Consider the following 14,220-nt stretch of genomic DNA (forward strand, 5'->3'; position numbering starts at 1 on the left):
GCCAAGGTCCAGCAAAGCTGGACCAAGGCACCACCTCAGCGCGACCGGCCGGCGGGGCCGAGGCCCCGACCGACGGGTTTCGAGGTGCGGAATGCCCCGCATTCCGCAGACCATGCCGGGGGCATGGTCGACCTCGAAGCCGGCTTCGCCCATGGCGCTGGCAGAAAAAAAGGGCGGCCCCGCAAGAGGCCGCCCTTTCTGCGTCTGCGCACCGCGCTCGGCGTCCCGGTACAGGCCGAACAGGACAAAAGGCTGGCCGGCATGCAGGCCCAATAACCACTTTCCTACAACGCGCCGGCACGACACGATCGCACCGGGCTCGTCTACCCGACGCTCTTTGACATCGCCGCCATACAACCGAAGCCGATACGGTCGGCAATTCGGCACTACCTCCCGTCACCCTGGGCTCGACCCGGGGTCCCGCTTCTCTCCAACGGCAGCGGGATCAGCGGGACCCCGGATCGAGCCCGGGGTGACGACGATGTTCGCGGTGCGCGTCCCGACCTGGAGCATCGCCCGCCTGTCGCTCCGGCGCGCCTGATGCGAACACGCGACGAAAACGCGGCGAGTGTGAACTTAGTGAACTTTGACCCACGCCGCGGCCTGCCGGTCAGCAGACCCCGCCCCCGAACCGAACGCCACGCAACTACGTCACTAGTGTGAACTTAGTGAACTTTGGACCGCCGCTACAGCCCGCTCGCCCGCAGCTGCGCCCGCAAATTGGCCCGCGTCGCCTCGTCCACCGGCGGCAATTCGCGCGCCGCCTTGCCCCGGCGCAGCCGTGCCCGGTCGCGCTCGCTGGGCGACACCACCCGCACGCGAACCGGGACTACACCCTGCCCGCGCGCGCCCAGCGCCTCGGCGGCACCCTTCGACAGGTCGAGGATTCGCCGCCGCCCGGCAAACGGCCCGCGATCGTTGACTCGCACCAATATCCGCCGCCCGGTGTCGAGCGCGGTCACCTCGACATAGCTCGGCAGCGGCAGCGTGGTGTGCGCCGCGCTCACCCCGCCCGGCCGGAACCGCTCGCCATTGGCCGTCCGCCTGCCCGACTCGCTGCCATACCAGCTGGCCAGCCCCAGCATGTCGTAGCTCGGATCGACCGCCGGGACATAGGTCGTCCCCCGCACCCGGTACGGCGCGCCGATCTTGACCGCCGCATCGCTGACCGGCCGATAGTCGCCGCCGGCACACCCCGAGAGCGCCGCCGCCAGCAGAACCCAGCCGTGCTTCATCGCCGGATGGCGACCGGTGGCGGCGACGGCATCTGGGCATGCGGCACGACCATGCCGTCCTCGCGCACCATCCGCTCACCCTCGCAACGGAACCGCAACACCCGCATCGGCTGCGTCCAGGGGCCAAGGATCGTCAGTTCATCCTCCCGCATCATCGTGATCCCGCTCGCCGCCGGATAACGCCGCGCCGCCCGCGTCGCGATGGCGGTCAGCCGCGCCCGGCACGTTGCGGCATCGGCCAGCACGGGTTCGCCGCCGAACACGCCCTTGCCACCGACGAATGCCGATGCGTGCGGCAACGCCTCGATCGGCAGCGCCAGCGGCTTGCCCGTCGGCAGGAACATCATCTGCCCCGTACCGCCCGGCCGGACCGGCGGCGAATAGATCGCGGTCATCGGCACCCCGCCGTCCCCCGTCGCACATCCGCCCAGCACCAGCATGGCGATCGTGAAAATCCTGCGCATCTGTCCTCCCTTCCGCCCGATCGTGCGAACGATAGCCCCGGCGGCCCCTTGCCGATACCCATCCCCGCCCGCTACGCCGCACGCGATAAGGAGACGCCCCATGAAGACCCGCGCCGCCGTCGCTTTCGAAGCGAAGCGCCCCCTCGAAATCGTCGAGCTCGACCTCGAAGGCCCGAAGCCCGGCGAGGTACTGATCGAGATCATGGCGACCGGCATTTGCCATACCGACGCCTACACGCTCGACGGGCTGGATTCGGAAGGCATCTTCCCCAGCGTGCTGGGCCATGAGGGCGCGGGCATCGTTCGCGAAGTCGGCGCCGGCGTGACCAGTGTCTCGGTCGGCGACCACGTCATTCCACTCTACACCCCCGAATGCCGCCAGTGTAAGTCGTGCCTGTCGGGCAAGACCAACCTGTGCACCGCAATCCGCGCGACGCAGGGCAAGGGGCTGATGCCCGACGGCACGACCCGCTTCAGCTACAAGGGGCAGCCGATCTACCATTATATGGGCTGCTCGACCTTCTCGAACTTCACCGTCCTGCCCGAGATCGCGGTCGCGAAGATCCGCGAGGACGCGCCGTTCCAGACCAGCTGCTATGTCGGCTGCGGCGTCACCACCGGCGTCGGCGCGGTGGTCAACACCGCCAAGGTCGCACCGGGCGACAATATCATCGTCTTCGGCCTGGGCGGTATCGGGCTGAACGTGCTGCAGGGCGCGAAGATGGCCGGCGCGAACATGATCGTCGGCGTCGACATCAACCCCGACCGCGAGGAATGGGGCCGTCGCTTCGGCATGACCCATTTCGTGAACCCGAAGGACGTATCCGGCGACCTCGTCCAGCACCTCGTCGCGCTGACCGATGGTGGGGCGGACTATACGTTCGATTGCACCGGCAATACCGACGTCATGCGCCAGGCGTTGGAGGCGTGCCATCGTGGCTGGGGCACCAGCATCATCATCGGCGTGGCCGAAGCGGGCAAGGAGATCGCCACCCGCCCGTTCCAGCTGGTCACGGGGCGCAACTGGCGCGGCACCGCGTTCGGCGGGGCGAAGGGCCGCACCGACGTGCCGAAGATCGTCGACTGGTACATGAACGGCAAGATCGAGATCGACCCGATGATCACCCATGTCCTGTCGTTAGAGGAAATCAACAAGGGCTTCGACCTGATGCATGCCGGGGAAAGCATCCGCTCGGTCGTCGTCTACTGATCCAAATCGTTTTGACAGGTGAAATTTCTTCGCGAGTATATGCGGAGAGAGGATAGGCGATGATGCACGGGCTGGTCCCCGCCAAGCTGGGTTTTGGCGGGGCCGCGATCGGGAACCTGTATCGGCCGGTCGGTGATGACGCCGCCCGTGCCACGATCGACGCCGCATGGGATCGGGGCATTCGGTGCTTCGACACCGCGCCGCATTACGGCTTCGGCCTGTCCGAACGGCGGCTGGGCAATGCGCTGGCCGCGCTCGACCCCGATGGGCAGGCATTCGTTTCGACCAAGGTCGGCCGGGTGCTGCGCCCGGCCCCCGACCGCGACCTGTCCGCCGAGCGACAGGGGTTCGTCTCCCCCGAACCGGTCGAAAGCGCGTTCGACTATTCGCGCGCCGGCGTGCTCGCCTCGTTCGACGCCAGCCGCGACCGGCTGCGCCGCGACCGGATCGACCTGTTGCTGGCGCATGATCTGGGCGCGCTGACCCATGGCGCCGACGCGGCGGCGCAGATGGCGACCTTCCTCGACGGCGGCTATCCGGCGATGCGCAGCCTGCGCGATTCCGGCGTAGTCGGCGCGATCGGCATCGGGGTGAACGAGATCGCGGTGTGCGAGGAGCTGCTCGACCGGATCGAACTGGACGTCATCCTGCTCGCCGGACGCTACACGCTGCTCGAACAGGCCGCGCTCGACACGCTGCTGCCGCGCTGTGCGGCCAAGGGCGTGCAGGTGATCGTCGGCGGCCCCTATAATTCGGGTATCCTCGCCTCGGGCGCCGGGCCGGATGCGCGCTACAATTACGAGGCGCCGCCCGCCGACGTCACCCGCCGGGTCGACGCCATCGCCGCGATCTGTGCGCGCCATGCGGTCCCGATGGCCGCCGCCGCGCTGCAATTCCCGATGGCGCATCCGGTCGTGACGGCGGTGATCCCCGGCATGGCGGACGCGGACGAGGTGGCGCAGGCGACGACGCTGGCGACAATGCCGCTGCCGGCCGCGCTATGGACCGACCTGATCGACGCCGGCCTGATCCGCGCCGACGCCCCCATCCCTACGGAGACCGCATGACCCGCCTGTCTGGCAAGACCGCCATCGTCACCGCCGCGGCGCAGGGCATCGGCCGCGCTGCCGCCGAACTGTTCGTCCGCGAAGGCGCCCGCGTCCTCGCACTGGACATCAACGCCGACGCGCTGGCGACGCTGGAGGGCTGCGAGGCGCATGCCGTCGACCTGATGGACGGCCAGGCGATCAAGGACTTTGCCGAGCAGGTCGGCGCGGTCGACGTCCTGTTCAACTGCGCGGGCTTCGTCCATGCCGGCACGATCCTGACGACCGAGGAAGTCGATTGGGACTTCAGCTTCGACCTGAACGTCCGCTCGCAATATCGCCTGATCCGCGCGCTGCTGCCGGCCATGATCGCGAACGGTGGCGGATCGATCGTCAACATGTCCTCGGTCGCCAGCCATGTGATCGCGGTGCCGAACCGCTTCGTCTATACCGCGTCGAAGGCGGCGGTAATCGGCCTCACCAAATCGGTCGCGCTCGATTTCGTGGGGTCTGGTATCCGCTGCAACGCGATCTGCCCCGGCACGGTCCAGTCGCCCTCGCTCGAAGAACGCATGGCCGCGACCGGCGATGCGGAGGCCGCCCGCGCCGCGTTTACCGCGCGCCAGCCGATGGGGCGGCTCGGCCGTGCCGAGGAGATTGCCGAGTTGGCGCTGTACCTCGCCTCCGACGCATCGTCCTACACCACCGGCGCGGTCCATGTGATCGACGGCGGCTGGTCGAACGCATGATCCGCGTCCTGACCCTCGACCTGGTCGACGATGCGGCGGCAATCGCGGAGTATGAACGCTGGCACCAGCCCGGCAACGTGCCCGCGCCCGTGCTGGCCGCGATCCGCGCTTCGGGGGTTCAGGAGATGGAGATTTTCCGCACCGGTACGCGCCTCGTAATGACGATGACCATCGCCCCCGATTTCGATCCCGCGGCCAAGGCGAATGCCGACGCCGCCGATCCAGAGGTCGCGGCATGGGAGGCGCGGATGGGCCGGTTCCAACGCGCGCTGCCAGCCGCGCCGGACGGCAGCCGCTGGACGCCGATGACGCCGATCTTCGCCCTGAGCGACCATCCATGATGCCCCCCGCCGCCCCGCCCGCCGCCGCCGACACCGGGACCGGGACCGGGACCGGGCGGCGCTTCGTGATGCCGGGCTATGCCGCCGGCTTCGCGGTGGTGGTCAGCCTGTTCTTCCTCTGGGCGGTCGCCAATAATTTCAACGACCTGCTGATCCGCCAATTCCAGAAGGCATTGGACCTCAATCGCGCGCAGGCGGGCCTCGTCCAGTTCGCCTTCTATATCGGCTATTTCGTGATGGCGCTGCCCGCCGGGCTGGTGCTGCGCCGCTTCGGCTATCGCGCGGGCATCCTCGCGGGGCTCGGCTTCTACGCGGTCGGCGCGTTGCTTTTCTATCCGGCGGCGGAGGTCCGCGAATATGCCGCGTTCCTGGGCGCGCTGTTCGTCATCGCCTCGGGCGCGGCGTTCCTCGAAACCGCCGCCAACCCCTATATCGTCGCGTTCGGCGATCCGGCGCGTGCCGAACAGCGGCTGAACCTCGCGCAGGCGTTCAACGGCCTCGGCGGCGCGATCGCCCCGGTCATCGGCGCCCGCTTCATCTTCTCGGGCGTCGAGCATGACAGCGCGACCCTCGACGCCATGTCTCCCGCCGCCCTTGCCGCCTATCGCGCGGCCGAGGCGCAGATGGTGCAGCTGCCCTATCTCGTGCTCGCCGGCATCGTCGTACTGATCGCGCTCGCCGTCGCCATCGTCCGCCTGCCCGACGTGCCGCGCGAGACCGGCGGCAACACCTGGCAGGGGCTGCGGTCGGTATGGGGCGTCCGCGCCCTGCGCTGGGCAGTCGTCGCGCAATTCTTCTATGTCGGAGCGCAGGTCGGGGTGTGGAGCTTCTTCATCGACGTGGTGAAGACGATCAGCCCGGCCACGCCCGAACGACAGGCGGCCTATCTACTGTCGATCAGCCTCGCGCTGTTCCTCGCCGGACGGCTGATCGGCACGATCCTGATGCACCGCATCGCCGCCACGCGGCTGCTGGCCGCCTTCGCCATCGTCAATGTCGCGCTGATGCTGGTCGCGGCCCTCGCCCATGGCATGACCGCCATCTATGCGCTGGCGCTCAGCAGCTTCTTCATGTCGATCATGTTCCCGACCATCTTCTCGCTCGGCGTCCGCGACCTGGGACCTCGCGCGCCGCTCGGCGCGCCGCTGATCGTGATGGCGGTGATCGGAGGGGCGGTGTTCCCACCGCTGATGGGCTGGCTGAGCCATGGCATCGTCTCGATCCAAACCGCGATGCTGGTGCCGTGCCTGTCCTTCGCGGTGGTGCTGGCCTTTGCGCTGACCGTGCCCCGTAGCGTTCAGCGGTAGAAGCGGACCTTCGCCAGTTCCAACCACGCCCGCCCGTCCGGCTCCCCGGTCAGGCGAAAGGCGACGCTGCGCAGCCGGGTGACGTCGAGCGGCGCGTCGCCACTGGCAAAGGCGCTGAACGGCAGCCGGATTTCCCGCCGCTCGCCGCTCGCTTCGAAGAACGCCCGCCCCGCTCCGCGCGCGCCATAGACGTCGAAGGCGACACCGTAGCGGCCGGCCCCGCGCGCCTCGAACGCGATACCGGTAAAGCCGCGTGCGTCGGCAACGTCGATCGCCCCCTTCGTCAACGGCAGCACCAACGCGGCGAACGGCCGGTCCGCCGCGCCCAGCCGCGCCACCGCGAACAGGTGCGGATCGTGCGGACGGTCGGGACGCACGATGTCGAGCCGGCTGTGATCGGTCCCCGGCTCGGTGCTTTCGACCGGCAGCGTGTCGAGATCGGTCCGCCCGTCGCCCCGCGCGCCGGTATCGATCGACCCGGCCATCGCGTGCACCGGCATCGGCGTCGCCTCGGACGAATCGATCCGCTGCCGTACTTCGGTCAGGAGCATCTCTCGCCCGGCGACGAACACCCTGCGGACGTCGTGCAGGTCGTCGATCGACACGTCCGGCCGCCCGCCAACCAGTATCAGGTCGGCCCGCTGACCGACCGCGATCCGGCCATGGTCGCGCTGGCGCAAGATGTCCGCCGCCCCGCCGGTCGCCGCGACCAGCGCCTCGGCCGGCGTCAGCCCTAGTCCGGCCAGCAGTCGCGTCTCCCGCACCGCGCTCGACCCGTGATAGACCCCGCCGATCCCCGCATCGGTGCCGACGCCGATGCGGATACCCGCCGCGTGCAGCGCGCGGACATTGGCCTCCATGATCGCCCAGCGCTTCGATTCCAGTTCGGGGATCGCCTCGACCGGGCGGGCCATCCGCGCCGCCTCCGCCGCCCGTTCCGGCGCGGCGAGGTGCCGCCACTCCAGCGGTACGAACGTCCGGTTCTGCTGCGGTTCGTACACCACCAGGGTCGGCACATAGGCGACGTTCTTCGCCTTCATCAGCGCGATCAGCTCGGCATCGACCGGCGCGTCGCCGATGCCATGCCCCAGCGCATCGACCCCGGCGGCGGCGGCGACCTTCGCCCCCGCCAGCGTCACCGTATGGGTAATGACCGGCAGCCCCGCCGCATGGGCATCCGCGACGATCGCCGCCAGTGTCGGCACGTTCATGCTCGCCAGATCGGGCGAGCGGCCGTAGCGCCAGCCATCGGCGAACACCTTGATGACGTCGGGCCGGTACGCCAGCGCGGTCTTCATCGCGACATGCGCCGCGCGCGGGGTCGTCGCGGTCAGCGTGAAGAAGCTGCCCCAGCCATATTCGGTGCCATGCCCGCCCGGCACACCCAACCGGATGGCGAGGTTCAGCCGCGGCGTGGGAATGGTCCCGTCAGCGGCAATGGCGCGGATCGGCGCAAGCATCTCACCCGACAGCGAAAAATCGTTGGCGCTGGTGATCCCGTTCGCCAGATGCGAGCCCCACGCCTTGCCCAGATCGTCGGGACTGCCATAGCCCGACGCGCGCAAATGGGTGTGCAGGTCGTGCAGCCCGGGCAGCAGCGTCAGCCCGCGCGCATCGACCACCCGCGCCCTGCGCGGTCGCTTCAGCCGGGGTCCGACCGCAGCGATCCGGTCGCCGACGATCAGCACATCCCCCGCCACCGCCGGCGCTCCGGTGCCGTCAAACACCCGCGCACCCCGGATCAGCACCGCCTCCGCGCCGGCCGCCGGCCGGTCGGCAGCGATCAGCAGCAGGGGCAGCAGCGCGAGCAGGAGACGGACGAGCATGGCTCCATGTGTACCGGCTATACCGCGCGCGTCCAACGGTTGCGCGGACCGGGGGGCGGCGTAGGATGCCGCTCATGCAGACGATACAAGCGATCATCATCGGAGCGGCGGGCGCCATGCTGGCGGCGGCGGCGCCCGATCCGGCGGTGGAGACGGCGGTGCGCGCGGCGCTGGCCAAGGCACCGGCCGGCACCCGTTTCGGCATGGTGGTGCGCGATGCCGCGGGCGTCGAACAGGTAGCGATCGAGCCGGACCGGCGCTTCGTACCTGCTTCGAATACCAAGATTTTCACGACGCTGGCGAGCTTTGCCACCCTGCCGCTCGACGCCGCCGACGATGGCGGCGCGGGGGTGCGGATGGAGGGACGCGACGTCGTGCTGGTGGGGGCGGGCGATGCGCGGCTGTCGAGCGCGGCGGATTGCCAGGTCGACTGCCTGGCGACGCTGGCCGATGCGGTGGCGGCGAAGACCCGGGTGGTGGGCGATGTGATCGGCGACGACAGCCGCTTTCCCGACCAGCGCTGGTCGCCCGGCATGGGGTGGAACAACATGGCCGGGCGCTATGGCACCGCCACCTCCGCGCTGACGCTGGACGACAACGAACTGGTCCTGACCGTTACCGCTAAGGGCGACCGCGCGGTAGTCGGCGGGTCGGATTATTACCGTATTGACAACCGGATACGGGTGGGCACGACCAATGCGGTGGCGTTCGAGCGGATGCCGGGGAGCGACGTGTTGCGGCTGTCGGGGACGGTCGCGCCGGGGCCGGGGGTGACGGTCAGGACCGGGGTGGAGGACGCGGCGCATCATGCGGCGTGGATGTTCGCGAAGTTGTTGCGCGAGCGGGGTGTCCGGGTGACCGGGAGCGTGGCGGTCCGCCACCGGCCGCACCGGGCGGAGGAGGATGGCGGGGTCGTCGAAGGTGCCACTTTGCCGCCGATGTTGGCACGCCTGCAGCCCGGACCGCTGATCGAGGATGTGACGGTCACCAACAAGGCCAGCCAGAACCTGCACGCCGAACTGCTGCTGCGCCGGATCGGACGCGTCGGCGGCGGCGGGTCGATCGGCGACGGGTTGAAGCGGGTCGAGGCGATGATGGCATCGGCCGGCGTACCGCGGTCCGCATGGGACCTGTCGGACGGGTCGGGCATGTCGACCTATAACCGGGTCACCCCGCGCGCGATGGTGACGCTGCTGACCTGGGCGCAGGCGCAACCCTGGGGCGCGCGGTGGATCGAGACGCTGCCGGTCGGCGGAGTCGACGGCACGCTGTCGCGCCGGTTCCGCGACACGCCGCTCGCCGGGAAGATCCACGCCAAGACCGGCACGCTGAGCGGCGTGTCGGCACTGGCCGGCACGATGACGGCCGCGAGCGGGCAGACGCTGACCTTCGCGCTCTATGCCAACGACAATCCCGACGGCACCTCCGCCACGCCGACGATGGACGCCGCGCTGCTGGCGGCGGCGGCCGCGCTATAGCCGGGCGTTATGGCGTTCCCATCAAATTTGGGTGAGTGTTACCGTAACGCTACGGTTCCATGAAAACTCGCTGAACGCCCCCTTCCGCACCGCCACGCTTTTGTTGCTTACTATTGCTGACAGCCGCTCACGGGGAATGGCGGCGCAGGCTTGGGGGCAAGACTATGCGGGCTGGCAAGGCAATGATGCTGGTGGGCGGATCGCTGTTCGCCGCGATGATGGCGACCGGAAGCGCTGGCGCACAGACGGTCAGCGAGGGGGTCACGACGCAGGAGGCGGCCACGCCGACCGGTGTCGCGGTGCAAACTTCGGAAGCGTCGAAGGCGGACGACGGCGAAATCCTGGTCACCGGTTCGCGGATCAAGCGCGACCCCAATAACAGTTCGCTGCCGCTGCAGATCATCAGCAATGCCGAAATCGAACGCAACGCGATCGCCAGCCCGGAACAGCTGATCGGCCTGCTGACCAGCAACGGCACCGGCGCCGACAACCTCGCCTCCAACGCCGATGTGACGACAGGCGCGCAGCGCGGCACCAACGGGCTGTCGGCGGCGAACCTGCGCGGTCAGGGGTCGGCGGCGACCCTCGTCCTGCTCAACAGCCGCCGCGTCGCGGCGCACGGCTTGTCCGGCGCAGCGGTCGACGTGAACCAGATTCCGTTCGCCGCGATCGAGCGGGTCGAGGTGCTGAAGGACGGCGCCTCGGCAATCTATGGCACCGACGCGATCGGCGGCGTCATCAACTTCATCACCCGCACCGATTACCAGGGCGTCGGCGCGATGGGGGCGAGCGACATCACCGAACAGGGCGATGGCGCGATCTACCGCGTGTCGGCGATCGCCGGCTATGGCGATCTGGACGATCAGGGGTTCAACGTGATGGGCGCGGTCGCCTATCGCTGGAACAACATCCTGTTCGGCGCCAATCGCGACTTCGTGAACGGCAACCAGCCAGAGCGCGGCCTGTCGGTCGACACGCGCGGCACGCCGATCGCCACCGCCTTTCCGCTCAATCGCTCCACCCTGCAAGGCAGCACGCTGGCGGGCGGCACGCTGCTGGGCGGGACTGCAACCGCGCAGTTGCTGAACGGCCTCGTCATCCCCGGCACCACCACGGCGGCGACCGGCGGCATCAACATCCTCGACCTGCCCGGCGGGGCGGGATGCGAGTCGATGGACGGCGGCATGGCGTATGACGACGCGCTGTGGAACAACGTGTCGGCGCGCTATGCCTGCGCGTGGGATACGGGCCGCGCGGCGGTGATCCAGCAGCCGATCAAGACGCTGACCTACCTCGCCCGCGCCGTCGCGCGCGTGGCGGAGGATCACCAGCTCTCGGTCGAGGTCACCGGGTCCAACGCCAATTCGGCCAAGCTGTTCTCCAACGCGCAGGTGTCGAGCAACACGACCAATTTCCAGGTCGCGTATCCGCTCAACGGCCTGACCGCGCCGACCTATAACGCGGTCTATAATGCGATCCGCGGCACCTTCCCGGCGGTCGCCGCCAATTACGGCAAGCCGATCGCCTTCCGCTGGCGCTGCATCGCCTGCGGCCCGCGCGAGTACGAAACCGATACCAAGACGATTCGCGTCACGCTGGCCGCCGAAGGGCCGCTGTGGGCCGGATGGGATTATCGCGCGGGCGGGTCGTACGCCAAGAGCGAGGCCAGCTCGACGCTGGGCAGCGGCTATTATTATCGCGGCACTTTGAACAGCGGCGCCTATGACCCGCTGGCGCCGACCGCGCCGGGGGCGAGCGGGCCGGGCCTTGCCGGGCTGCTCAACAGCGGCATCCTCAACCCCTTCTCGATCAACCAGAGCGACGCCGCGCTGGCGGGGCTTGCCGCCGTGTCGGCCGAAGGGGCGACGCTGTACGGCGGGCGCTATGAGGTGAAGCAGATCGACTATTCGATCGCCGGCCCGCTGTTCCGCCTGCCCGGCGGCAAGGCGCAGCTGGCCGCCGGCATCGATTTCCGCAGCGAAACCTACAGCTTCAACGGATCGGAAGCGGCGGCCGCCGCCGCGCCGGTCATCTTCCTCGCGGCATTCGACAATGTGAACGCGCTGCGCCGGCGCAACCGGCAGGTGAAGGCCGCCTATGCCGAATTGCTGCTGCCGCTGTTCCGCGGGTTCGAACTGAACGCGGCGGCACGCATCGACGATTATGGCGATTTCGGCACCAGCACCAATCCCAAGGTGTCGGCGAAGTGGCGTCCGTGGGAACCGCTGATGTTCCGCGGATCGTTCAGCACCGGGTTCCGCGTGCCGACCTTCAACCAGATCTTCAACGGCCTGACCGATTCGCCCTATTCGGGCCGCGACCTCGCCGATCCGGTGCGCTGCCCCGGCGGCATCCCCAACACGACCAACCCGGCCTGCCAGGCGGTGCAGCCCAACATCTATACCGGCGGCAATCCGAACCTGGGGCCGGAAAGCGCCAAGATGTTCAGCGCGGGCGTGGTCATCCAGCCGGCGCCCAAGTTCAGCGCCTCGGTCGATTTCTGGGCGATCAATGTCGACGACACGATCCAGCTGCTGACCGAACGCGAGCTGATCGACAATGCCGGACTGTTCGCCGATCGCTTCCTCCGCAACCCGGCGGGCGAGCTGGTCGTGATCGACCGGCGCTGGATCAATGCCGGTGCGCGCCGCACCCAGGGCCTCGAGCTGACTGCGCGCGGCGGCGTCGACGGGCTGGGCGGCAGCTTCCTCGCCGGGATCGACGGCACCTACATGCTGCGCCGGCGCGAAAAGCTGACCGAGAATTCGCCCTATGGTCCCAGCCTGATCGGTGTGTTCAGCTTTGCCGGCGACCTGAGCCTCAAGTGGAAGCACAACGCGTTCGTCAGCTATACCAACGATGCGGTGACGATCGCGCTGACCCAGCTGTATCGCGACGGATACAAGAACCAGGCGCTGCCGGGCATCGCGGCGGGCACGGTCACGCGGCCGGGATTCAACGAATATGTGAAGCCCTATGTGACCTATAACCTCGCGGTCAGCTTCCTGAATCTCGGCAACAAGGCGACGCGCCTGACGCTGGGGGTGAAGAACCTGTTCGACGTCGATCCGCCATTTGCGATCACCTATGATTCGAACACCGGGTCGGGCGGCGCATGGGAACCGCGCGTCGCCGATCCGCGCGGCCGGGCGTTTACGGTGCAGGCGGATGTGAAGTTCTAGGGGGGCAGCATTGAGTAGGACCGTTCGTGCTGAGTAGGGGCTGAGCGAAGTCGAAGACCCGTATCTAAGCATCTGCGCACAGCGGTCCTTCGATACGCCGCTTCGACAAGCTCAGCGGCTACTCAGGACGAACGGTTCCATCGTATCCTCAGAGTTCGGGCGCGCGCGATATACAACCGGCTGGCCATGGAGCCAGCCGTCCTGACGCTGCCCTCATCCCAATCCGTTTGCTTCGAGCGCAGGTTCGAGCCTGTCGAGAACCGAAGTCGAGAAGGGGCTGCCCCAAGCACCGGGTTCTCGACCGACGCTTCTCGACAAGCTCGAAGCTGCTCGAACCGAACGGCATGGGGCCGAGGCGTCACCTTCCCGCGTGGACCGAGGCAGGGCAACACCCCGCCACCCCACCCGATACAAACGCTATCTTTACCCGCCACCGCGATGCAGCCACAGCGGCGCAACCGACCGCAAGCACCGGTCGACACGGGGGGACGCTTCTTGACCAGCATCTACACGCTTCGGCTGCAATGCCCGGACCGGCCGGGGCTGGTGGCGAAGGTGGCCGGGTTCCTCGCCGAGCGCGGCGCGAATATCGTCGATGCGCAGCAGTTCGACGATGCGCTCTCCAGCCAGTTCTTCATGCGGGTCGCGTTCACCGCCGACGTGCCGATCGACCAGTTACGTACCGAGTTCGCGGCGATAGCGCAGGCGTCGGGCATGGAGTGGTCGCTGCGCGATCAGGCGACACCCAAGCGGGTGCTGCTGATGGTGTCCAAATGGGACCATTGCCTCGTCGATCTGCTCTATCGCGCGCGGCTGGGCGAATTGCCGATGGAGGTCGTCGCGGTCGCGTCCAACCATCCGCGCGAATTGCTGCACGGGTCGCTGATCGGCGACATTCCGTTCCACCACCTGCCCGTCACGCGAGAGACGAAGGCGGCGCAGGAGGCGCAGGTCAAGCGGCTGGTCGAGGATAGCGGCGCGGAACTGGTCGTCCTCGCGCGCTATATGCAGATCCTGTCGGACGATCTGGCGGCGTTCCTGTCGGGGCGCTGCATCAACATCCATCACAGCTTCCTGCCCGGTTTCAAGGGCGCGAAACCCTATCATCAGGCGCATGCGCGGGGCGTGAAGATGATCGGCGCGACGGCGCATTACGTCACGGCGGATTTGGACGAGGGACCGATCATCCATCAGGATGTCGAGCCGATCAGCCATGCCGACACGCCCGACGACCTGATCCGCAAGGGCCGCGATATCGAACGGCGCGTACTGGCCGAAGCGGTGCGGCTGCACCTGAACGACCGGGTGTTTCCGCACGGCGCGCGGACGGTGGTGTTTCGCGGCTGAAGGGGAGAGCGGGACGGCGATGGCCGCCCCGCGCC

General features: G+C 68.4%; 12 protein-coding genes. 9 read left to right on the top strand and 3 right to left on the bottom strand.

The features are described from left to right. Nucleotides 1-123: 123 nt before the first annotated feature. Nucleotides 124-276 (top strand): hypothetical protein, encoded by a 153-nt coding sequence (locus tag AVT10_RS18090; protein ID WP_157092687.1) that lies wholly within the window; start codon nt 124-126, stop codon nt 274-276. 410 nt (nt 277-686) lie between these two features. On the opposite strand, the gene AVT10_RS04520 is transcribed toward AVT10_RS18090, so the two are convergent. Both AVT10_RS04520 and AVT10_RS04525 read right to left on the bottom strand, forming a co-directional pair. Continuing rightward, nucleotides 687-1,235 carry a septal ring lytic transglycosylase RlpA family protein gene (locus AVT10_RS04520; RefSeq protein ID WP_066688802.1) on the bottom strand — a complete coding sequence of 183 codons (549 nt, stop codon included), beginning with the start codon at nt 1,233-1,235 and terminating at the stop codon, nt 687-689. Further along, entirely contained in the window at nt 1,232-1,699 is a 468-nt protein-coding gene (locus AVT10_RS04525) for a hypothetical protein (RefSeq protein WP_066688804.1), read from the bottom strand. Before AVT10_RS04525 ends, AVT10_RS04520 begins: the two co-directional genes overlap by 4 nt. A gap of 100 nt (nt 1,700-1,799) precedes the next feature. Here AVT10_RS04525 and AVT10_RS04530 point away from each other — a divergent pair, with 100 nt between their 5' ends. From AVT10_RS04530 to fucP, 5 genes are read left to right on the top strand one after another with little or no spacing between them, the layout of a single operon-like run. Then, complete coding sequence (locus AVT10_RS04530; RefSeq protein WP_066688805.1) at nt 1,800-2,909, top strand: S-(hydroxymethyl)glutathione dehydrogenase/class III alcohol dehydrogenase; 1,110 nt, start codon at nt 1,800-1,802, stop codon at nt 2,907-2,909. A gap of 59 nt (nt 2,910-2,968) precedes the next feature. Beyond that, nucleotides 2,969-3,976, top strand: coding sequence for an aldo/keto reductase (locus AVT10_RS04535; protein ID WP_084401343.1), 1,008 nt, complete (start codon nt 2,969-2,971; stop codon nt 3,974-3,976). Beyond that, nucleotides 3,973-4,704 carry an SDR family oxidoreductase gene (locus AVT10_RS04540; protein ID WP_066688807.1) on the top strand — a complete coding sequence of 244 codons (732 nt, stop codon included), beginning with the start codon at nt 3,973-3,975 and terminating at the stop codon, nt 4,702-4,704. The genes AVT10_RS04535 and AVT10_RS04540 overlap by 4 nt, the downstream gene beginning before the upstream one ends. Further along, a complete protein-coding gene (locus AVT10_RS04545) occupies nt 4,701-5,045 on the top strand; it encodes an L-rhamnose mutarotase (RefSeq protein ID WP_066688809.1) in 345 nt (114 codons plus the stop codon). The genes AVT10_RS04540 and AVT10_RS04545 overlap by 4 nt, the downstream gene beginning before the upstream one ends. Then, complete coding sequence (fucP, locus tag AVT10_RS04550; RefSeq protein ID WP_232307872.1) at nt 5,042-6,352, top strand: L-fucose:H+ symporter permease; 1,311 nt, start codon at nt 5,042-5,044, stop codon at nt 6,350-6,352. Before AVT10_RS04545 ends, fucP begins: the two co-directional genes overlap by 4 nt. Here fucP and AVT10_RS04555 read toward each other — a convergent pair. After that, a complete protein-coding gene (locus AVT10_RS04555) occupies nt 6,343-8,178 on the bottom strand; it encodes an amidohydrolase family protein (protein ID WP_066688811.1) in 1,836 nt (611 codons plus the stop codon). The genes fucP and AVT10_RS04555 overlap by 10 nt on opposite strands. 74 nt (nt 8,179-8,252) lie before the next feature. Between AVT10_RS04555 and dacB the strand changes: the two genes are divergently transcribed. The 3 genes from dacB to purU all read left to right on the top strand — a co-directional run bounded on the left by dacB (nt 8,253) and on the right by purU (nt 14,185). Beyond that, the gene (dacB, locus tag AVT10_RS04560; RefSeq protein ID WP_066688813.1) at nt 8,253-9,656 is read left to right on the top strand and encodes a D-alanyl-D-alanine carboxypeptidase/D-alanyl-D-alanine endopeptidase; all 1,404 of its coding nucleotides are present in this window, start codon (nt 8,253-8,255) and stop codon (nt 9,654-9,656) included. A gap of 164 nt (nt 9,657-9,820) precedes the next feature. After that, entirely contained in the window at nt 9,821-12,838 is a 3,018-nt protein-coding gene (locus AVT10_RS04565) for a TonB-dependent receptor plug domain-containing protein (RefSeq protein ID WP_126014280.1), read from the top strand. 495 nt (nt 12,839-13,333) lie between these two features. Next, a complete protein-coding gene (gene purU / locus AVT10_RS04570; RefSeq protein ID WP_066688996.1) occupies nt 13,334-14,185 on the top strand; it encodes a formyltetrahydrofolate deformylase in 852 nt (283 codons plus the stop codon). The last annotated feature ends 35 nt before the right edge of the window (nt 14,186-14,220 follow it).

Source organism: Sphingomonas hankookensis (genome assembly GCF_001619955.1).
Classification (GTDB): Bacteria; Pseudomonadota; Alphaproteobacteria; order Sphingomonadales; family Sphingomonadaceae; genus Sphingomonas; species Sphingomonas hankookensis_A.

Coding starts and splice junctions, on each gene's coding strand:
- AVT10_RS18090 (WP_157092687.1), top strand. CDS start 124: ATGGTCGACCTCGAAGCCGGCTTCGCCCATGGCGCTGGCAGAAAAAAA.
- AVT10_RS04520 (WP_066688802.1), bottom strand. CDS start 1,235: ATGAAGCACGGCTGGGTTCTGCTGGCGGCGGCGCTCTCGGGGTGTGCC.
- AVT10_RS04525 (WP_066688804.1), bottom strand. CDS start 1,699: ATGCGCAGGATTTTCACGATCGCCATGCTGGTGCTGGGCGGATGTGCG.
- AVT10_RS04530 (WP_066688805.1), top strand. CDS start 1,800: ATGAAGACCCGCGCCGCCGTCGCTTTCGAAGCGAAGCGCCCCCTCGAA.
- AVT10_RS04535 (WP_084401343.1), top strand. CDS start 2,969: ATGATGCACGGGCTGGTCCCCGCCAAGCTGGGTTTTGGCGGGGCCGCG.
- AVT10_RS04540 (WP_066688807.1), top strand. CDS start 3,973: ATGACCCGCCTGTCTGGCAAGACCGCCATCGTCACCGCCGCGGCGCAG.
- AVT10_RS04545 (WP_066688809.1), top strand. CDS start 4,701: ATGATCCGCGTCCTGACCCTCGACCTGGTCGACGATGCGGCGGCAATC.
- fucP (WP_232307872.1), top strand. CDS start 5,042: ATGATGCCCCCCGCCGCCCCGCCCGCCGCCGCCGACACCGGGACCGGG.
- AVT10_RS04555 (WP_066688811.1), bottom strand. CDS start 8,178: ATGCTCGTCCGTCTCCTGCTCGCGCTGCTGCCCCTGCTGCTGATCGCT.
- dacB (WP_066688813.1), top strand. CDS start 8,253: ATGCAGACGATACAAGCGATCATCATCGGAGCGGCGGGCGCCATGCTG.
- AVT10_RS04565 (WP_126014280.1), top strand. CDS start 9,821: ATGCGGGCTGGCAAGGCAATGATGCTGGTGGGCGGATCGCTGTTCGCC.